The sequence below is a fragment of the Sphingobacterium arenae genome (genome assembly GCF_014692505.1).
GTDB lineage: Bacteria > Bacteroidota > Bacteroidia > Sphingobacteriales > Sphingobacteriaceae > Sphingobacterium > Sphingobacterium arenae.
Map to the genome: position 1 here is coordinate 360636 of NZ_JACNYK010000003.1, position 19451 is coordinate 380086.

Annotated in this window: 22 protein-coding genes; 10 read left to right on the forward strand and 12 right to left on the reverse strand. The window is 40.8% G+C overall.

The genetic code is table 11. The annotated features are described in order from the left end of the window. Nucleotides 1-8: 8 nt before the first annotated feature. The 3 genes from H8B17_RS13805 to H8B17_RS13815 all read left to right on the forward strand — a co-directional run bounded on the left by H8B17_RS13805 (nt 9) and on the right by H8B17_RS13815 (nt 3257). A complete protein-coding gene (locus tag H8B17_RS13805) occupies nt 9-1700 on the forward strand; it encodes a RagB/SusD family nutrient uptake outer membrane protein (RefSeq protein WP_190309800.1) in 1692 nt (563 codons plus the stop codon). Nucleotides 1701-1718: 18 nt separating this feature from the next. Then, a complete protein-coding gene (locus H8B17_RS13810; protein WP_190309801.1) occupies nt 1719-2543 on the forward strand; it encodes a hypothetical protein in 825 nt (274 codons plus the stop codon). Nucleotides 2544-2675: 132 nt separating this feature from the next. Further along, the gene (locus tag H8B17_RS13815) at nt 2676-3257 is read left to right on the forward strand and encodes an RNA polymerase sigma factor (protein ID WP_190309802.1); all 582 of its coding nucleotides are present in this window, start codon (nt 2676-2678) and stop codon (nt 3255-3257) included. Nucleotides 3258-3844: 587 nt separating this feature from the next. Here H8B17_RS13815 and rpsU read toward each other — a convergent pair. From rpsU to H8B17_RS13830, 3 genes are all read right to left on the reverse strand, one after another. After that, nucleotides 3845-4036: a 30S ribosomal protein S21 gene (gene rpsU, locus H8B17_RS13820; protein WP_190309803.1), complete on the reverse strand. Its 192-nt coding sequence runs from the start codon at nt 4034-4036 to the stop codon at nt 3845-3847. Between the two features lie 211 nt (nt 4037-4247). Next, entirely contained in the window at nt 4248-4430 is a 183-nt protein-coding gene (locus tag H8B17_RS13825; protein WP_223816567.1) for a hypothetical protein, read from the reverse strand. A gap of 314 nt (nt 4431-4744) precedes the next feature. After that, on the reverse strand, nt 4745-5119 hold the full coding sequence (locus tag H8B17_RS13830; protein WP_190309804.1) for a DoxX family protein: 375 nt from the start codon (nt 5117-5119) through the stop codon (nt 4745-4747). Nucleotides 5120-5206: 87 nt separating this feature from the next. Between H8B17_RS13830 and H8B17_RS13835 the strand changes: the two genes are divergently transcribed. Further along, nucleotides 5207-5563 (forward strand): winged helix-turn-helix transcriptional regulator, encoded by a 357-nt coding sequence (locus tag H8B17_RS13835; protein WP_190309805.1) that lies wholly within the window; start codon nt 5207-5209, stop codon nt 5561-5563. Nucleotides 5564-5662: 99 nt separating this feature from the next. Here the strand turns inward: H8B17_RS13835 and H8B17_RS13840 are convergent, their stop codons facing one another. Further along, complete coding sequence (locus H8B17_RS13840; protein WP_190309806.1) at nt 5663-6517, reverse strand: LysR family transcriptional regulator; 855 nt, start codon at nt 6515-6517, stop codon at nt 5663-5665. A gap of 74 nt (nt 6518-6591) precedes the next feature. Here H8B17_RS13840 and H8B17_RS13845 point away from each other — a divergent pair, with 74 nt between their 5' ends. Beyond that, nucleotides 6592-7575, forward strand: a complete 984-nt coding sequence (locus H8B17_RS13845; protein ID WP_190309807.1) for an alpha/beta fold hydrolase — start codon at nt 6592-6594, stop codon at nt 7573-7575. Between the two features lie 112 nt (nt 7576-7687). Here H8B17_RS13845 and H8B17_RS13850 read toward each other — a convergent pair whose 3' ends face one another. The 4 genes from H8B17_RS13850 to H8B17_RS13865 all read right to left on the reverse strand — a co-directional run bounded on the left by H8B17_RS13850 (nt 7688) and on the right by H8B17_RS13865 (nt 10873). Then, on the reverse strand, nt 7688-8323 hold the full coding sequence (locus tag H8B17_RS13850) for a nitroreductase family protein (RefSeq protein WP_190309808.1): 636 nt from the start codon (nt 8321-8323) through the stop codon (nt 7688-7690). A 166-nt stretch (nt 8324-8489) separates the two neighbouring features. Then, nucleotides 8490-9254: an SDR family NAD(P)-dependent oxidoreductase gene (locus tag H8B17_RS13855; RefSeq protein ID WP_190309809.1), complete on the reverse strand. Its 765-nt coding sequence runs from the start codon at nt 9252-9254 to the stop codon at nt 8490-8492. 13 nt (nt 9255-9267) lie between these two features. Beyond that, nucleotides 9268-10338, reverse strand: a complete 1071-nt coding sequence (locus tag H8B17_RS13860) for a mandelate racemase/muconate lactonizing enzyme family protein (RefSeq protein ID WP_190309810.1) — start codon at nt 10336-10338, stop codon at nt 9268-9270. Nucleotides 10339-10513: 175 nt separating this feature from the next. Further along, nucleotides 10514-10873: a winged helix-turn-helix transcriptional regulator gene (locus H8B17_RS13865; protein ID WP_190309811.1), complete on the reverse strand. Its 360-nt coding sequence runs from the start codon at nt 10871-10873 to the stop codon at nt 10514-10516. A 99-nt stretch (nt 10874-10972) separates the two neighbouring features. On the opposite strand from H8B17_RS13865, the gene H8B17_RS13870 reads away from it, so the two are divergent. Together H8B17_RS13870 and H8B17_RS13875 are read left to right on the forward strand one after the other, a co-directional pair. Beyond that, on the forward strand, nt 10973-11503 hold the full coding sequence (locus H8B17_RS13870) for an NAD(P)H-dependent oxidoreductase (protein WP_190309812.1): 531 nt from the start codon (nt 10973-10975) through the stop codon (nt 11501-11503). A gap of 186 nt (nt 11504-11689) precedes the next feature. Beyond that, on the forward strand, nt 11690-12067 hold the full coding sequence (locus H8B17_RS13875) for a nuclear transport factor 2 family protein (RefSeq protein WP_190309813.1): 378 nt from the start codon (nt 11690-11692) through the stop codon (nt 12065-12067). A gap of 10 nt (nt 12068-12077) precedes the next feature. Here H8B17_RS13875 and H8B17_RS13880 read toward each other — a convergent pair whose 3' ends face one another. The 3 genes from H8B17_RS13880 to H8B17_RS13895 all read right to left on the reverse strand — a co-directional run bounded on the left by H8B17_RS13880 (nt 12078) and on the right by H8B17_RS13895 (nt 15025). After that, the gene (locus H8B17_RS13880) at nt 12078-13559 is read right to left on the reverse strand and encodes an MGH1-like glycoside hydrolase domain-containing protein (RefSeq protein WP_380934775.1); all 1482 of its coding nucleotides are present in this window, start codon (nt 13557-13559) and stop codon (nt 12078-12080) included. A 523-nt stretch (nt 13560-14082) separates the two neighbouring features. Continuing rightward, on the reverse strand, nt 14083-14400 hold the full coding sequence (locus H8B17_RS13890; protein WP_190309816.1) for a DMT family transporter: 318 nt from the start codon (nt 14398-14400) through the stop codon (nt 14083-14085). Nucleotides 14401-14464: 64 nt separating this feature from the next. Next, nucleotides 14465-15025, reverse strand: coding sequence for a Crp/Fnr family transcriptional regulator (locus H8B17_RS13895; RefSeq protein WP_190309817.1), 561 nt, complete (start codon nt 15023-15025; stop codon nt 14465-14467). 118 nt (nt 15026-15143) lie between these two features. Between H8B17_RS13895 and H8B17_RS13900 the strand changes: the two genes are divergently transcribed. After that, on the forward strand, nt 15144-16268 hold the full coding sequence (locus H8B17_RS13900; protein ID WP_190309818.1) for a DUF2891 domain-containing protein: 1125 nt from the start codon (nt 15144-15146) through the stop codon (nt 16266-16268). Between the two features lie 15 nt (nt 16269-16283). On the opposite strand, the gene H8B17_RS13905 is transcribed toward H8B17_RS13900, so the two are convergent. Continuing rightward, the gene (locus tag H8B17_RS13905) at nt 16284-16937 is read right to left on the reverse strand and encodes an NAD(P)H-binding protein (RefSeq protein ID WP_190309819.1); all 654 of its coding nucleotides are present in this window, start codon (nt 16935-16937) and stop codon (nt 16284-16286) included. A gap of 161 nt (nt 16938-17098) precedes the next feature. On the opposite strand from H8B17_RS13905, the gene H8B17_RS13910 reads away from it, so the two are divergent. Together H8B17_RS13910 and H8B17_RS13915 are read left to right on the forward strand one after the other, a co-directional pair. Next, nucleotides 17099-18655, forward strand: a complete 1557-nt coding sequence (locus H8B17_RS13910; protein ID WP_190309820.1) for a beta-N-acetylhexosaminidase — start codon at nt 17099-17101, stop codon at nt 18653-18655. Nucleotides 18656-18858: 203 nt separating this feature from the next. Beyond that, entirely contained in the window at nt 18859-19407 is a 549-nt protein-coding gene (locus H8B17_RS13915; protein WP_190309821.1) for an RNA polymerase sigma factor, read from the forward strand. The last annotated feature ends 44 nt before the right edge of the window (nt 19408-19451 follow it).

Sequence of the window (19451 nt, forward strand, 5' to 3'; positions counted from 1 at the left end):
GTAAAGACATGAAAAAGATAATTTTGTTTATACTCGTCATAGGAAGCCTAAGTTCCTGCGAAAAATTTCTGGATACCGAGAGCTTCGATAAAAAAAATACCGGAAACTTTCCGGTTACGGTGGCTGACGCCAATACAATGTTGACCGGGATATATACTAGCCTCAATACGGCGATGTCCGATCCCCAGCATTCTCATTTTTATATGGCCGAGCTCGCCTCCGACGATCGTTTTGGAGGTGGTGGCGAAAATGATCGCGATATGCAGGGCCTGGATCATTTGATGAATACCCAGCCCGATCGCTTCCTGTCATTTTGGAGTGCTAGGTATCAAGGGATTTTTAGAGCCAATATGGCTATCGAAACGATCGACAATGTCACTGGTTGGACCAACGAAGCGCAAAAGCAACAACTCATGGGGGAGGTATACTTTCTACGGGCACTTTATTACTTTGAACTGTCCCAGCTATTTGGGGAGGTTCCATTGCTTACGTCAACGCTTGTCACGAATATACCCAAGACGCCAGCCGAAGAGACTTATGCCGTTATTGCCGAAGACTTAAAAACGGCCATTGAAATAATGCCTTCCAGTCCTTATACTAGTGTGGCCTCCGGCCATGCCACGAAGTGGTCGGCACAAGCGTTGATGGCCCGAGTATTCCTTTTCTACACGGGCTACTATCAAAAAACAGATCTCCCATTGGTATCCGGCGGCACAGTAACCAAAGAGCAAGTTATACAATGGCTAGAAGATTGCATTGACGATAGCGGACACAGCTTGGTAGAAGATTTTAGAAACCTTTGGCCTTATTCCAACGAGTTTACCAAAGCAGACTATCCCTACGCACAAGAAAATAATCTGAAATATGCAGGCGACGGGAATAAAGAAACCATATTTGCGGTTAAATTTGGCACTCTAGCGGACTGGGGGGACACGTATAAACTTGGTTATACCAACCAAATGAACCTCCACTCCGGCTTACGATCAAATAATGGGCAGGAAGGGACATTTCCATTTGGACAAGGCTGGGGGGCAGGCCCCGTAAATAGCAACTTGTGGAATGCATGGCGCCAAGCAGAACCAACTGATATCCGTAGAACGGGATCCATCATTAATGTCGAGGCCGACCTAGACAGTTACATCTACGGCGCAGACAATCAGATGGAAGAAACGGGTTTTTGGCAGAAAAAATATATTGCTGTTACAGCTTACGACGAAGGTACGTTTATTCCGTCCTATGCTATTTTGGCCGACGCAGCTCAAGCAGATTATCAGTTGGCGCATACGCAGGATCTGGTCCTTATCCGTTTTGCGGATGTATTGCTGATGCATGCCGAGTTAACAGAAACGAACACCAATCTTAACCGTGTTCGAGCCCGAGTTAATTTGCCTACGATTTCCTATTCTTTGGCCGCCCTGAAGCGTGAACGGCGATGGGAATTAGCCTTTGAAGGGTTACGTTATTTTGACTTGATGCGTTGGCATGATGCGGCAGAAGCGCTAGCTCAGCAAGAAGGTGTCGCTATAAAAAACAAAGCCGTTGATACACAAATGCGCGCATTTGGTGGCGGGTACCGCAGTCGATTCGAAGCTACCGGTGGATTTTGGCCCATTCCATTATCACAGATTGCACTTTCCGACGGAGTATTAACACAAAACAAAGGATGGGGTGAGTCTACCCATGAATTTCCGGGTTGGTAATTTTTAAATTGATATACAATGAAAAATATACTTTATATCTTCTGCTCCATCCTCAGTTTCCTATTGATAGGATGTGACCCCCTTGAAGACCGAATGAATTTAGGATCCGCCATTAGGGCCGATCAATTAGCTGTCACAGCAACTCCCGTTATAGTAGACGGCAAAAAAAGCAATAAAGTAATTTTGGAAAATAAAAGTCCGGTGCTTTCATCATGGGACTATGGCGTTGGCGTAACACAACGGAAAACCGATACTGTCCTGCTAGTTACTACCGGTGAGAACGAGGTTATTTTTACTGGACTAAATCCTGACGGAAGCAAAATCAGTAAGACACTGCAGGTTTCTGTAGATGAGTTATCCTTTCCAGTACCACCCGAATGGGGATTTCTGACCGGTGGGAGCGAAAAAGACTGGGTATGGGATACCAGCAAGCCCGACGTTTGGGGGAATGGCGGGTATCTGGCGAATTTTGCCCCCGCGTGGTGGAAATTACAGGAATCTGCTATCGATGGGCAGGCGCCAGGAGAAGGCACGGGAGCCAAGATGGTCTTTTCCTTACGGGGTGCTAAGCTGACAAAAATAAAATCCAATGGCGAAAACATAACCGGGAGTTTTTCTTTTGATATGACAAAAAAAGTCACGATGGAAGACGGCACCGTTTGGGCCAAGGGCAAGCTAACCACTACCAATGTGACGGTTTTGTGTGGAATTTCACCAAATGAAGGAAATGCAGCCGTGTATGAGTATGACATCCTCTTGCTAGACGGAAAGGAGATGGTACTCGCTTTTCCTGATCCAAGTGAAGAAGGAGCAGCTTGGTTTTGGGTGTTCCGGTCAGAATAAATAACCATTTGGGACAGCAAGGTGCATCCTCCGTCCATCGGCGGGGATGTCCCTTTTTGTTCTGGTACACTTTTAATTTCACATAAATTACATTAAATTTGTAGGTAACCACATAGTATAAGCCTGTCAGTCATGGACGAACGCAACAAGCAGATTTCTGATTTACGCATGGGAAAAGAAACAGCCCTGAGCTTTATGATGGATCAGTATGCGCGCGCACTGCATTTTTTCGCCTATAAGTTGATCAAGGACAGTCAGACATCTTCAGAAATTGTGTCCGATGCCTTTATAAAGCTTTGGGAAAGAAGAAAACATTTTGAAGCCATCGAGCCGATTAAATCCTTTCTTTATCTGGTCGTTAAGAATGCGTGTCTAGACCATCTCAAGCACAGCCGAAATAAATGTAGGTATGAAGAAGTCGCCCTTATCGAGTTGGAGGCGACAGATCAGGATATCCTACGAAAGATCATCTACACCGAACTTGTCGAATTAATTGTCGAGGAAATCAAAAAACTTCCTCGACAACAGGCTCAAGTGTTGCAATTATCTGTAATGGAGGGTAAAAATGTCCAGGAGATCTGTGACGAATTGGGAACCACAGCCAATAATGTCTATTTTGCACGATCCAAAGCCGTTGCCACATTACGGAGGATACTGGAACAGAAGAAACTTTCGCTTCATTATCTATTTTTGTTGCTCTTCTTCAATATATAGTAATAGCAGGATTATCTCTAATATCATACTTGCTCGTGCTTTAGTTTTTGCAAATTAATTTCAGTCATAGTAGCATGTTTTATTTTATAAAAATAGATAATTGCTATCACTAATAAGATCTTCGGAGAAAGTAACAAAGTCAAAAAATCCCGAAGCGGGGAGCTTCGGGATTTTAACTAACTAACCAATTATAAACCTAAATTATGAAAAGTATTATTACATAGTCAATCTCCATGCCTGAGGTATCTGTGGCAGCTTTGTTTTAACAATATTTTAACAGACTTACCGCATTTGTACGGTCGTATCTTCCGATATCGACATTCCTTTGACATATTATTTCCTATACATCGTTATGGGCTGTCAATATTACTTTTCATCACGACAAAATAGCAGAGGATGATATTTTTTGGCAGGATACTTCTACCTCCATATATAGTCGTAAGCCGATTGCCTGTTGTGCTCGAAACATCTATCCCGATATTTAATTTAGGGAATCCTTAGAATCATAAAAGAACGGATCTGACGGGAGCAGGAGAAGATAAATAAAAAAGAGAGTCTATAATCAGACTCTCTCGCGCTTTATATCTTTATAACTTCTCCTGGTTAAGAGCTTGTTTATAAATAGCTTTTTTTCGTTGCATTCTCTTGGTTACAGATTTCTTTTCATAAGCCTGACGCGAACGCAATTCTTTTAACACTCCGGTTCTTTCAAATTTTCTTTTAAATCGTCTAAGAGCTCGGTCTAATGGTTCTCCTTCTTTAACATTAATTATGATCATATTATTAATATACCTCCTTTCTTTCCATTAAATCATAAGTTGAGAACTTACCATTTAAAAATTGAATTTGCAAATTGAATCGTTTAATGATTGTAAAGCCGCAGACATGTAGAAGTTCTTTCTTCTATAACGGTCGAACGAAGTGAAAAGAGTACACCGCTATACATAAATTTCTTCGGCGTATGACAAGAATAATACGAATTTTAGCTTTCTATTCATTAAACTCCTTTGGATATTCAACTATTCCACCAACTCCAGCAAGCCCATTTTCGGTTAGTTCGATGGCCATACAATTCTCTTTTGGTACGTCAAAAGACAATTCAATTCCAAAAAAGTCAGCTTGTTTGTAACCAAATTTTGGATAATATTTTTCTTGTCTTATCGTTACTTTCATTTGGTCTTAATTCTATAGTACATATTAGAAAATCTGGAAGTTCTAGCGCTCAGGATCGTATCCTTTTTCTTCCCCTTCGTAGTGTCTTAACCATTCCGGTTCATTCTCGACCAGTTTCGCTAAATTGTTCGAAATTACCGATTTTATACCTGTGTTGTTTATAGCACCTCAAATAAAAAGTCAAAGCCTGCATTTGCCGGCTTTGATAACGGAGATTTTGTATCTGAATATTATCTATTTGCGTTAAAAAATCGCAGAACGGATTGTCGATTTTGGACTGCCGAAAAGATCACCGGCTAGGATCGTCTGTCCAGTTATAAAATAAGTTTGAAATGTTTGTCGGTTGCTAAAAGTACGATCGCCGCCATACAACCAAATAGTGCGCTATAAAATTCATGATATTCTTTATGTGCAAAATGAACCATTAAAGCCCCCACTGCGAAAAACAATAAATAGATAATAGCGATATTTTTGATAGGACGAAACCAAAGGCCCGCAATTAGCGCTGATAGTCCAATTAATTCACCGTAACCGATAAATAGAGTCCAAGTTTTATTAAAACCAAAAGCCATCATTCCTTCCATCATCGCTTTCTTTTGAAAAACTTTAAACAGACTAGCATAGCCAAATAAATAGACAAAATAAGTATACGTTATCCAATGGATGATTGTTGTCAGTTTTATTTTCATATCAATTATTTTTCAACAAAACTAACTGCTATATTAGCATGATGCAAGTACATACAAAATTGTATGGTACTAACAGAAATGTGAGAAATGAGAAAGGAAACTTCAACAAATACATTCAATAAAGAGAAGATTGAATCTACATGCGGAATGGCTTATACCGTATCCGTATTAAGCGGTCGATGGAAATTAAGTATTCTTGGTTTTTTATTAGATGGAGGAACGTTAAGATACAACGAACTGAAAAGAAAAGCAGCTGGAATATCCGAACGAATGCTAATTGCCCAGCTAAAAGACTTGGAGGCTGATGGACTGATTGAGCGGAAAGCATACCCCGAGATTCCACCGAGAGTGGAATACAAACTTTCAAAAAAAGGAAAATCATTGGAAACGATATTAAATTTAATGTCGACGTGGGGTGAAGACAATAAAAGCACGCTCCCTTAAATACGAGCTGTGTGATAAGAGTGTTATATTGCTAACGCATGTATGTGTACCAATATATATCATTTAATAATATCATTGACCGCGTGATGAAAAGCGTCACTAAAATAAGCCTATAAATGCATTCAGAACTGGAGAGGATAAATTATCCTTACGATAAACCAAAACGTTTTTGATCTTTCCAATTTCGGCGGGGAGAGGAAATGTTTTAATTTTTCTGTCTTTATAAAAGGCGGAAATGATTTCTGACGGCAATAAGCTAAAACCTATACCAGATTCAATGAAATTGATAACTCCCTCCATAGAATTCATCACGGTTTTATTATAATTAGTAATGTTCTTATTGACGAGCCACGCTTCCAAGCGCGTACGGAAAAAACATCCCTGATCAAAAACGATTGCTCGTGGTCGCGGCTGCTTTAACAGCTCGTCGACATTGTTGAACCGTTCAGGCGCTACAATCACAATACGTTCTTCGTTGATCACAACCTTTTCCAATTCTTCGGCAAAAATGGGCATTGGGATAAACGCTGCGTCGAGTTTGAAATTTAGAACATCTTCTATTAGCTTATCGCGCATAGCGGAGGTAAAATCAATATCAATCAATGGAAATTTTTCTGCGAGTTCATTTATTAGATCAGGACCCTTAAGTGCCATTGTTGTTTCTAAAAAACCTACTTTAAGCTGACCTTTAATTTTGTCGTCTTTTCCTACAGCGAATTTCGTGTTTTCAATGAGATTATTAATTTGCTTGCAACAAAGCAAAACTTTTTTCCCGGCTGAAGTAAGTTCAACTTTTCGAGATGTACGAAGAAAAAGTGTAGCGCCAAACTCCTCTTCTAAATTTTTTATTCTCGCAGTTACATTTGACTGGACGGTATACATAGCTTCTGCTGCTTTCGTAAAGTTGCCGTGGAGGGCTACTGCCTCAAATAATTTTAAATCATTCGTGTTCATTAATCATAATTTATGATAGTTTAAATAATTTTATATTATTTATAATGATCAAATATATGCTTTAAATTTGTATTATGAAACAGATAAATTATAAATCATATACTGTCCTTATAACTTTTGTAGGGATCGTATTATTAAACTTCCCTATTATGGCGCAATCGCAAAAACACACAATACCACGTACACTACGTTCATCAGAAACCATCTACTACCGTACAGTAAAGGCTAACGGACATAACATTTTCTATCGCGAATCAGGATCTCAGAATGCTCCAGTTATTTTGTTGTTACACGGCTATCCAACCTCATCGCACATGTTCCGAAACCTTATACCAATTTTAAATAAAGAGTATCATGTGATTGCACCTGATCTTCTAGGTTTTGGTTATTCAGCTTCACCTGCAAGAGATGAATTTGAATATACCTTTGAAAATCTAACCGCAGTACTACAAGCATTTATCGATGAGCTTAACCTCAAAAGATTTGCTGTATATGTATTCGATTACGGCGCTCCTACCGGTTACCGTTTGATGCTGAATAACCCCGAAAAAGTAACCGGTTTTATCTCACAAAACGGTAATGCTTACGTCGAGGGTTTGGGGCCAGCATGGAAAGAAGTTAAAAAGTATTGGGATAGTAACGCTATCGAGGATAGAAACGCGTTAAGAGGATTTGTTAAGGAAGAGGAGTTAAGGTTTCAATATTTTACAGGTGTTTCTGATTCTGAACGCATTGCACCCGAAACATATACGCTAGACCAGTTTTTTCTTGATCGTCCAGAAGCCGACGAGAAGCAGCTCGATTTATTAAAAGATTATAAAAATAACGTATCCATGTATCCCCAATTTCAGGAATACTTTAGATCACAGCAACCCCAAGCGCTGATCGTATGGGGCAATAGAGATCCGTATTTTCTCCCGGCAGGCGCTGAAGCCTACCGTAAAGATATTCCAGGAGCAATTGTTAAATTTTATGACACCGGTCATTTTGCCTTGGAAACCCACGTGAACGAAATCGGAGAAGACATTTTAAATTTTATGGAAACTCTGCCAAAATAAGCTGGAAATATAGGAGTGGGCATAGCAATTAGAATTCTCCTAAATATAAAAAACTGCAATGCCCACTCTGCGTTATTGAGTTTTAGCTATAAGGTACATATAGAGAGTGGAATTACTTGTGTTCGATAACGAATTCATCTAAGGGAACACGCACTTTTTTCATCGGTGCAAGCCAATCTCGCCCCTTATCGGCGTATCCAATATATAGTAATGTTACACTCCGAAGTCCGTGTTCGCTCAAACCTAATACTTCATCCACGACAGTATTATCAAAGCCTTCTGCAGGGGTGCTGTCTATACGTAGCTCCGCAGCCTGTGCTAGTGCAAGGCCTAAGCCTATATAGCTTTGTCGCGCTGTATGCGCAAAATTTTCTTCTGCTTCCTGATTGATGTATATATCCTTAAGTTGATTAGTATAACTGCTAAAACGACCTCGCGGAAGTTCTCGGTCGTCCGTAATGCGATTATACACCGTATCAATTCGCGCCGTCGTATAACGGTCCCATGCAGCAAAAACTAAAACATGAGAACAATCTCGCATGACCTCAGGATTTAACGCACCCTTAACCATTTGCTCTTTTAACGATTGATCCTCCACTAATATGATACGAAATGGCTGAAGCCCGGATGATGTAGGAGCCATTCGAGCAGCCTCAATTATTTTAAAAATATTTTCGCGGCTGACTTTTTTTGTAGAATCGTACGCTTTGGCGGCATATCGCCATTCTAGATTTTCTAATAATGACATAGTCGTAAATTTTTAATCTCTACGAAGATCATTATTTATTGTAGATAAGCTGCAAAAGGGAATAGTAACATCTAGGTAACTTAGTGACATTCCCCATCTCTTTTGAAGCTATGGCAGAATTTTCCATCTATGAAGATGGCAAATTCCGTTTTTAGAAACATAGACTTTAGAATCCGAAGGCAAGTGCACCGCCGTCCACACTAAAATCTTGCCCCGTAATATAAGTTGCAGCCGGCGAAGCCAAGAAGCATGTCATTGCCGACAATTCTTCCGGACGACCGAAACGACGTAACGGCATTCTGTTTAATATTTTTGCTTTTCGGTCTGCGTCCATTACCTGTTGATTCATAAGAGACGGAAACCAACCCGGAGATATGGAATTTACGAGAATATTATCGTTACTCCATTCTACCGCTAAACCCCTTGTGATTCCAAGCACCGCGGATTTCGAAGATGAATATGGAACCACCTCGGAAAATCCAAGATATGAAGCCATGGAAGCAATATTTATAATCCTTCCTACATGGTCAGATTTTTTTAAAAAAGGGTAGGCCGCCTGCGAACACCAAAAAACACCATCCACATTTACATCGTGTATAGATTGCCATTGTTCTTCGCTAAGAACCTCTGCTCTTACGCGTTGCGTTATACCTGCATTATTTACCAGCACGTCTATTCCACCAGAAGCTCCAATATCGCCAAACTTGCGCCGTATTTCCGATAAAGAAGAAACGTCAAGACTATCAAAAAAGATGTTTTCAGGTATTTGTGTATCTACTTCTATTTTTGGCATTCCCGTCCTGCTTAATGCAAAGACAGTCGCACCACAATGAGCCAATGCGATTGCCTGATGTAGACCCAGACCACTGGAAGCACCTGTGATTACTACTCGAAGTCCTTTTAAAGAGTAAAATTTTTCAAGATAACTCATGTGTTTTCAATTGCTACAATTCGTTTAAAAAGCTGTCTTTAAAAGAGAAGCCCCAACCTGGTCGGTTATGGGGAAGTGCCATTCCGTTTTCGATTTTCAGCGGATGGTCGATTAGCGGATCTATCCAGTCAAATGATTCCGCACCCTTTCCGTTACTGATGGTGCACAATAACGGAACATCGTAGTCCTTATAATAATGTGGTAGTACCGGAATATGGTTACATTTCGCAAGTGCTGCACTATCACGCCAGGCATCTACACCACCTAGACGCAGGATATCGGGCTGCCATATATCTATAGCATGGAGTCTTATAAGTTCCCGAAGAGACAACGTATTGTATTCGCGCTCGCCCATTGCGATTGATATCCCAGCTTGATTACGGAGCAATTGATATCCCTGGAAATCGTGGTGATCAATTGGTTCTTCGAACCAGTTAATGTCTAATTGTCGTGCGGCCCTTGCTAAGGATAGCGCCTCAGGTACGTTCATACCTTGGTTTGCATCCATCATAATTGCTATATCATTTCCTACCGCTTCCCGAACATATCTCAACCGCTCTAGATCTTCCCTCCAGTCTGGTTTTCCCACTTTAATCTTTACGGCTTTAAAACCTCGTTTTTTGTAATCGCTGACCTCGGCAATAAGTTCGTCCTTTGTGTAAGAACTCCATCCTCCGCTCCCATATATGGGGATACGAAGGGCCGATCCGCCCAAAACTTTCCAAATCGGCTGTTGCAAGGTTTTGCTCCACGCATCCCACATAGCGATGTTAAAGGCAGCTTGTGCCCATCTATTAACACCCTCTACCCCAAAATATTCATTTTGTGCGTTTACTCTCTCAAAAGAACCCACTGTATCGGATACATCTTCTCCGATCAGCATTTCACCAACATCTTTTAAAGCCCCAACAATAGCCCCTGGACTATATTGGAAACTTAGAAGATAAGATTCTCCAATGATTGCTGAAACAGTCTCTATGCGCAACACGATGAAAGAAATTTCTGTCAATTTATGCGTAGCGTCGGCTATTGGTTTGTCTAAATCAACCTTTGCCTTGAAGATACTGTAATGTTTGATTTTCATAATAGAAGAGTGCCTAAATAGCGAGCTAAGTTATATTATCCTTAATGGAGATCCATCCTGTAGTATCCTGATAGAAATTGGTCGCGCCCGTTAACAAAGAAAGCTTGCAAGTGGCTTCTAACCCATGTTTGTGTTTACGGGGTTAGGATCCGACAGACTGCCTATTTGATTCCAATTAGAAAGCTATCAATTTATGTTTTTCACCCCACTCTTCGAGGCCCTTAATGATTGGTTTGAGCTCATAGCCGATGGCTGTTAGCTCGTATTCAACTCGCGGAGGAACCTCTGCGTAAACCGTTCTTTTCACGATATGGCTAGCTTCGAGTTTGCGTAACTGCAACGTAAGCATACGTTCTGTTATATTAGGTAATAACTTCTTCAGTTCGCCGAAGCGAAGTTTGCCATGCAATAACCAAGAACAGATAACCAAAGCCCATTGGCCACCGATTATGTTTGCAGCATATGCCTCCGCACACTCGTCTGCCAAAGCTTGTTTATTTGCATAATTGGTAGATGTTTCTTTGATTCCAGACATTACTTACATTTTTTATAGTACCATACAATTCGTTGCTACAATACAAAAGTAAATGTATTAACCCTAATTTTGTTTTGTTAGATCCAAAATTTTAGCGAAATGAAGAAATTGATCGTTGTTACACACCCCGAAATAGAAAATTCTAAAATTAATAAAAGATGGGTTGAGGAGCTGGAAAAAACACCAGAAAAATATACCGTACACCAACTTTACAAACGATATCCAGATGAGAAGATTGATGTATTAGCCGAGCAAAAGCTACTACAACAATATGAGGAAATCATTTTCCAGTTTCCAGTCTATTGGCATAGTTGTCCGCCGCTTTTGAAGAAATGGATTGATGAGGTCCTGATTTATGGATGGGCATATGGTAGCAAAAGCGGTTATCAAGTTTCGAGAAAAAAGATAGCCTTGGCCATGTCGGCTGGTCTCGAGGAATACGAATATTCGTCAGACGAAAAATACAAATACACCCTCAAGGAGCTGACTCGTCCATTTGAACTGACCTGGGAATACGTTCGTGCAGACTACAGACCTTTTTTTGTCTATTACGGTATGGAATACAGAGCAACGGCTGAACGAATTGACAAGAGTGTGCCACTTTACAAAGAATTTTTGGAAGCCTTTTGAGTAGGAACGCGTCAGGTCATTGTAATGCAGAAAGATATCACACTCATAAGTGATCAGCCCGTTACCTGTGCCAGAGAGGAAACACCGTATATGTCTATATATTTATTTCTTGACCTAAGAAAAGTTATGAAGCCGTATAATTTGTTAATTTGCAGTCAATCTTAACATATTTTATACTATACGACGATGCTTAAAATAAAAGTAAAAGCAGATTGTGGCAACTCACCCAAACGTGAATTTCTAAAAGATTTTAATATAGCTTTTGGAAAGGGCGATGCTAAATTTATTATTGCCCAAGTGACGGATGAGATTGTTTGGGAGATGATTGGCGAACAAACAATTGAAGGAAAAGACAGCTTCTCCAAAGCAATCAACGAAATGAAGAAGAAAGAGGTTGCCGAAATAAGCATAGAGAAAGTGGTAACACACGGTAAGGAAGGTGCCGTAAACGGTATCATGAGAATGAAAGATGGTAAACAGTACGCCTTTTCAGATTTTTATGAATTTAAAAATACGACGAGTACAAGTATAAAAGCCATGACTTCTTACGTTATCGAAATATAACGTATAATACTCACTTTCGCACTGAAGAATTTCGAGTCGGCAAACCTTTGTCCGGAGGCATTTCTACAACAATTTCATCGGTCAGGCGATCACTAGTTTTAGCTAAGCGACCATCTACCCATATGCGCAATTCACTTTGATTTCCCTCTTTTTGCAGATCCCAATCTTTTTTCCAGATGATGTCGATTGTCCTTCCGTGGTAGGCAATATTTCCCAGATAAAAATGCGACCAAGTATTTTCAGGCAATAGTGGCTGCAGAATAAACAGGTCTTGGTGTAAGGCTTTAAACCCTAATAGATCTTCGATAATAATATCCGGAAATGTCGAGTGGAAGTAGTCTTTCTCACCACCGAAAGTTCCCCGTTCACTCGGAATATACCATTCCCCTATATTCGGTTTTTCGCCATGTGTAGCGACTAATTTCCGTACATAGTTGTAAAGTAATTGTCTGTCATGCTCCGTAACCGGCGTTTTATAATTTCTCAAATAGTTGGCATACGCTTTATACACGACCGAATTCTGAAACGGCCAACCACGTCCATTCCAGGCATAAGCCTGTTCGTTATAATAAGGGTGTTGCTGTTCGGCGGTCGTCATACCTCCAGTATTGAAAAAGCCTTTTTCGGATGCAAACATCTCCCAAGCTTTTTCGTATTTCTCATTATCCGAAAAGGGGATCATATTGAAATACCAAGGCGTATAACCCACGGATTCGCGAACGCGTGATTCAAAATCGCGGGCACCAAATTTATTATCGCCAGCGGTGTAACTATAGAAAAACTGATCTTCTTCATTCCACAGCACGTCGAGTATCTTTCTTTGAATTTCCTCTGCTTTTATTTTATATTTCGTCGCCTGTGTTTTAGCTTCTAGATCAGCAAAATTACTATGCATTAAGTTGTATAGGTTAGATAGCGAACGTAGGTTGGCATAGGCATAAGCGTTTAAGGTAGGTCTCACTATGTAGAAATCGGGATATCCGTTCCGATAAGCCTTAGGATACCGTTTGGCATGTGGAGACTGAGCGGCATTGTCGGTCGTTTCCCAACCTAAATAATAGTTACGCCAATTGTCAACTGTATAAAGGCCATAAGCGTCGTCACTTTCTATAAGTCCAAGTACCGTAGATAGACTGAATTCCATTCCATCGTAGAGATCCAGAAATTTATACATACGTGCTGTTTTTGCCTGCAAGTCCGTTACGGTAAACAGGGTATCCCAAACCTGTTGGTGAGCAGCCAAGTGGGGGAGGATGCTCTGTAGCCACTCCCTGTCGGGGTGCACTTTAAGGAAAGCCTCAATACCATCGATCATCCAACTAGAGAAATGATGACTTTCCGGACGGGACGTATAGGTCAAGAAGTTCGCATTTTCCCGCTGATTAAGACGGGAGGCCGACCCACGCATATAGTAATCAGCGTAAGATCGTAAGAATTCCGGGTTCCGAAGCCAACGTACGTCGTAAAACTGATGCCCCGCCGGGCAAGGTATAGCACCACTAAGCGTGGCCCAAGGTTTGTCGCCGAAGAACTCCGTAAATACCCATACGTCTGTTCATCATAAGGATCAACATATGCCTTGAGATGTTTGGAGATCATCCACCAACGGTAATTGTAGACTTTTGTGATGTTGCTGTCCGAGCATAAAAACAGCGGGATGTTATCACGAAGAAACGCCTTGTTATTTCGCTTGTCGATATGTCCATCAGAAGCAGGTCGGTCAATATAACTGTTAAACTCATCGACCTGCTTATCCAGGATACTTATCGCTGAAGTTTTACTGCCTGTTAGGTCTGCATGTGTTAAATGTCTGGTCGTCGAACAGGCAGATAGATATAATACACAGGACAGATAAACAAAATAAATTTTTATCCGACTTAATGCTTTAAAGGTTTCGCTCATGGTGTTTAATAATTCCTAACAACGGAATACCGTTAATTTATCCATTTCCATTTTTATCGCTATACATAACGATGAATGGCAATGTAGTAAATTTTCAGCATCGTTGCGAAACATCAAAATATCTTCAGACCTATGATGCCCGCTACAATAAGACATGCCGACAATAAACGCATGATCGTGGCCGAATCACCAAAGAAAAGTATCCCTACCAACAGTGTGCCTACTGCACCCAGCCCCGTCCATACTGCATACGCCGTTCCCATCGGGATTGTCTTTTGTGCGTAAAACAAGAGGCTCCCACTGATGGCCATAGACATCAGCGCGACTACGATCCATCCAACTTTACTACCCTGCGGTTGCTGTGCCATTTTTAATCCTAGCGGCCAGCCAATTTCGAAAACTCCAGCTACAATAAGTGCTACCCAGTTCATATATAACGATTTAAATTACCCTTGCAAAGGTAATCCATCATCTATTCCAATTTTTTGATCTACATCAAAATCTTCTTATTCTACTCAATGTTTCCTGCGTGATCCCTAAATAAGAGGCAATATGTCCGAGGTTGACCCTTTTCAATACGTTAGGTTGCAGTTTTATCAGTAAATCGTAACGTTCAAAAGCACTCTGCGTATGCAGTGATATCGTTCGTTCTTCCAATATCACACACACTTCTTCAGCTATCTTTCTGCCTATAAGATTTAACTCGGGATATTGTAAGTACAACGCATTCAAATCACTCGCAGATATGGCATAGATCTCTGAATCTTCTAAAAACTGGATATATTCAAGCGCAGGTCTGTCCGTGTAAACCTGTAGTATGGAGCAGAATATCTGGTTTTCCTCACCAAACCACGTATTCACTTCCTTGCCATTTCGGTAGAAAAAGGCACGTATCAATCCCTTTTTGATCACAAAGTAGCTAGATACCTTCTGTCCTGCCTTCAGAAAATAATCATGTTTCTTTTTAACGATCTGTTTTGTACAGGATGCGATATCACGCTGAGCTTCCATACTAAGCCGGCCATATCTTTGCAATTGTTCAATAAGCAGGTTCATTTAATGTCAAGAATCAATTTTTGGCAAATTACTTAATAAGTTCCGTTTTTTTAAAACGTTTATATTCCTAAATTTACCGATAGCTGCTCATAAAAATAATCATTAGAAAGGAGATCTTATGCAAAACAGACCGTTCGCCATACCATTTTTCCTATGTCTTGTCCTGTTATTTATTTCCTGTGAACCATCGGGAAAGCAACAGGAAGAAGAAAGTCAGCCGGATGTTGTCAAAGTAACGCAAAGGTCTTTGGATGAAGCAGTAGCGAAACGTATTTTTAAGCTGCCTACACACTGTTTAACAATCGAGTACCCCAATAAGCTCGGACAAGTTCTGGGGAGCGAAGCCGACCTAAAATCTCCTAAAGCACTACGCCCCATTTTCTTCGGCTGTTTTGACTGGCATTCTTCTGTACACGGCTATTGGACTATTGTACGGTTGTTGAAACAATATCCAGAACTAGATGCAGACGGGAATGTACGACAACTTTTAAAAGATCATATCACGAAGGAAAACCTTGCCGTTGAATTAGCATTTTTCGCAGATAAAAACAACTTAAGCTTTGAGCGTACATACGGCTGGGCTTGGCTGTTCAAGTTACAGGAGGAATTAATATCTTGGCGAAATACCGATGCGCAAGAGTGGGCGAAGATACTGCAACCGTTGGTCGATCTGCTATCCGAACGCACGCAGCAATATTTATCTAAACTCGTTTACCCTATCCGCACTGGGCAACACGACAATACCGCCTTTAGCCTTACACTAATGTACGAATATGCCGAAGCGGCTGGGGATACGGCATTGCTTCATGCCATAAAGACAAACAGTATACGCTTCTTCGAAGCGGATCAAAACTGTAATCTGGCTTATGAACCTAGCGGCTACGATTTCCTTTCGCCTTGCCTAGAGGAAGCATACCTCATGAGCAAGATCATGCAGAAAGAAGAATATAAAAAATGGTTGCTGAATTTTTTACCCATCTTGTTTGAGGAGAAAATAGAAAGCCTGCAACCGGCTCTGGTAAGCGATCGCACGGACGGCAAACTGGTTCACCTAGACGGTTTGAATTTCAGCCGGGCGAATTGTCTGTATGGCATCGCCTATTTATTGCCAGAGTTAGAGCATACCTTGGTGCCACTGGCCAATGCGCATATCGATTTCTCGCTGAAGAATATTTCCGATGACGACTATATGGGAAGTCATTGGTTGGGTTCATTCGCGCTATTGGCGCTGTCGAATCGCTGAGATTAGCTATTTATTTTAGTGTTGGTATGCTGAAATCTCTTTTATTTCCTTTAGAATAACGACTTTAAGCGTTTCCTTAAATTTAAAATAGGAAGCGATCATGGCTTTTGCCAGTCGGTTTGTTGATATAGGTTCATAGCCCTTGAACAAACCGATGGCATTGCATGCGTTTAAGAGTTTCATCATAACTCTCTCTCCTTTTCGGTTGGAACCGGGTCTTTCAATACCACCAGGATGAAGAATAACCAATTGTTTGAAATTCAATTTTTTAATATTATCCTCTAACTTGCCTTTCATTTTATTATAAAAAAAATAAGAATTAGCATTGGCTCCGAAGGCCGAAAGCAGCACAAAACTTTCCACTCCACTCGCTCTGGCAATAGCCGCAAATTCTAATTGGTAATCATGATCCACACGCCACTGCGCATCTTTACCCCCGGCATCCTTCAGGGTAGTACCGAGGCACGAAAAGGCGACATCGCCCTGAATGTGCACTTTATATTCATTTAGTCTTTCAAAATCAACAACGATTTCGGTCAGTTTAGCTTGCTGACCGAAAAACGGCCGACGAACCAATACGGTCACCGCAACGAATCGACTGTCTTCCAAAAGTTGTGCGACCAACTCCTTTCCCGTGGCTCCTGTGCCACCAATCACGATTGCTTTCATACTCTTCCTCGATTAATTCTTTAAATTAAAGACTTCGGTCAATAATTCCAAACAGTTCAGTCCATTACCATTATATTGTAACTAATCTTTTTCTTCACATCACTAGTACTATTTTGAACGCGGTGCGATCTAAGCATAGCGATTTACATTTCTTTTAAAATATGAATTTGAAATATTCTTTTGTTTTCATTGTGTTTCTCAGCACGCTCACGTGCTTATCTCTTTACGCACAGCCCTCGAGAAACAATTTTTCTGATTTTCAAGTTAAGGGATTTCATCTAGACCTGAGAATACAGGTGATGACCATGCCGGCGTTAAAGTCATTTGCCAAAAAACTAAGTGAAAATGGGATTAACACCTTGATTATGGAGTGGGAGGGTACATATCCTTTTGAGAAGCACCCACTGATCGCCAATAGATTCGTTTACTCCCGAGAAGAAGTGATTGATTTTATATCATATTGCAATCAATTGAAAATTGACGTGATCCCGCTGCAACAAAGTTTCGGGCACGTAGAATATATCCTGCGGCACCCACGTTATAAGGAATTACGCGAAGACTCAAAAGACTATTCGCAAGTGAATCCACTTAAGGAAGAGTTGAATCGAGAACTGTTTACGGAACTTTATCAGGATCTAATTTCTACCCACACGTCCGAATACATTCATATCGGCGGAGACGAGACATACTTATTGGGGCATTCCCCAGCGTCAAAGAAAAAGGTCGCCGAGCTGGGCAAAGGAAGATTGTACGGTGACTTTATCAAATTACTCTGCGACATTGTGGTAAGCCTGGGCAAACGCCCGGTGCTTTGGGCCGACATTGCGCTGAAATATCCCGATGCATTGGAAGGGTTACCGAAAGAGACCGTTTTTGTCGATTGGAATTACGGTTGGGATATAAATATGTTTGGCGACCACAATAACTTATTGAACAGCGGTTTTGAAATATGGGGAGCACCGGCTCTGAGGAGCCATCCTGACAATTACTTCCTAACCCAATGGGAAGAACATTTCCATAATATTCGGGATTTTATACCATTGGCGCGGGAATTCGGTTACAACGGTCTGGTTATGACATCTTGGTCCACTTCGGGATTATACTCCGCGCTGTGGGAGTCTACCAGAGATATAACCGATCTGTATGCTATTCGGCGTGTGTATCCAATTACAGGCTTTAATATATTGATCGATGCCTTTTTTGAAGGAGTGAACAATGAAAAGCCTTTGGAGGTCGAGGCGTTTGTGTTACAATATGCGCAAGAGCAATACGGCTTTGACCGAGTTCAAGCAGATCAATTTTGGTCGGCCTTAAAAGCTATTCCCTATGAAATAGTCCAGGGTCGAATCAGTAAAGCGGACCTTCCTATGTCCACCTTTTTAGATAGCGCAGAAATGGTGGCATCTACTATGCATCGTTTGCAACCCGTTCGCAACCTACGGGCGTTTGAACATTATCGTCTGATGTCGGATATCCGCCTCCAATATCTGAAGTATATGGAGATCGAGAAAAGGGTCAATTCCGCAGAATTCCGAGAAGAAGATATACCGGAGGTACTAGCTGCGTTGGAAGCTTTGGACACCTCTGGATTGGATAAACGTTTTATGAAATTGAATCATGGCGCTTTTTACGAAGGAGAGCTAAAACAAGAGAACGAATACCGAAACAGCAAAATACGGCTTTTACACCAACGCTTATCTAGAAATCGAGTGGATTAGAAATTATCAATTAGATTAATAAAGAAAAGTTTCGGTGCTATAGAAATAAAGAAAATAGCGGTATTCGGAATAAAATTACTTCGTGTGCAATTAATATATTGTAAGGATAGCTAGTATTTGCTATTTTTGAAATAGCGACTTGTTAATTCGATTGCAAGGTGGGATAATGCGACCAGTGACCGTAAAATATAAACTTAACGAAAATGGTGTCTGAAGCAGTATTTGTTGATTTTAAAGCAGGATATTCAAAAGCATTTAGAATAATATTTGATCTGTATCATCGAATTATTCTACAGCACGCTTATGGGTTTTGTCACAATAGGGAAGAGGCGGAAGAAATTGCGCAGGATACCTTCACTCAACTTTTTATTTATAAAGACAGAATCCCGTATGAAGAAAGTATATTACCGTTTTTGTATGCTGTCTCTAAAAGGATCGCGATCTCCCACTTTCGTAAGAAAATAGTCCGAGAAGAAGCTTTAGAACAAATCAGAAGCCGTTCGGATAGAAATTCGTTTGATACACAGGCCACTGTTTTGGCCAATGAATTGCGTACCAGTTTAGACAACATTTTAGACGAGTTGCCCCAACAACAAAAGAAAGTGTTTGTATTAAGTAAGCTGGATGATTTGTCTTATCAGGAGATTGCAGAGCAGTTGGCTGTTTCCAAGCATACCGTAAAAAACCATTTGGCCGTAGCCACCAAAACTGTTCGGATTAAGTTACAGAGGCTGATGATCATTTTATTTTGATTTTTTTTCTATCCACCTAGTACTATTTGGAATACGGTGCGATA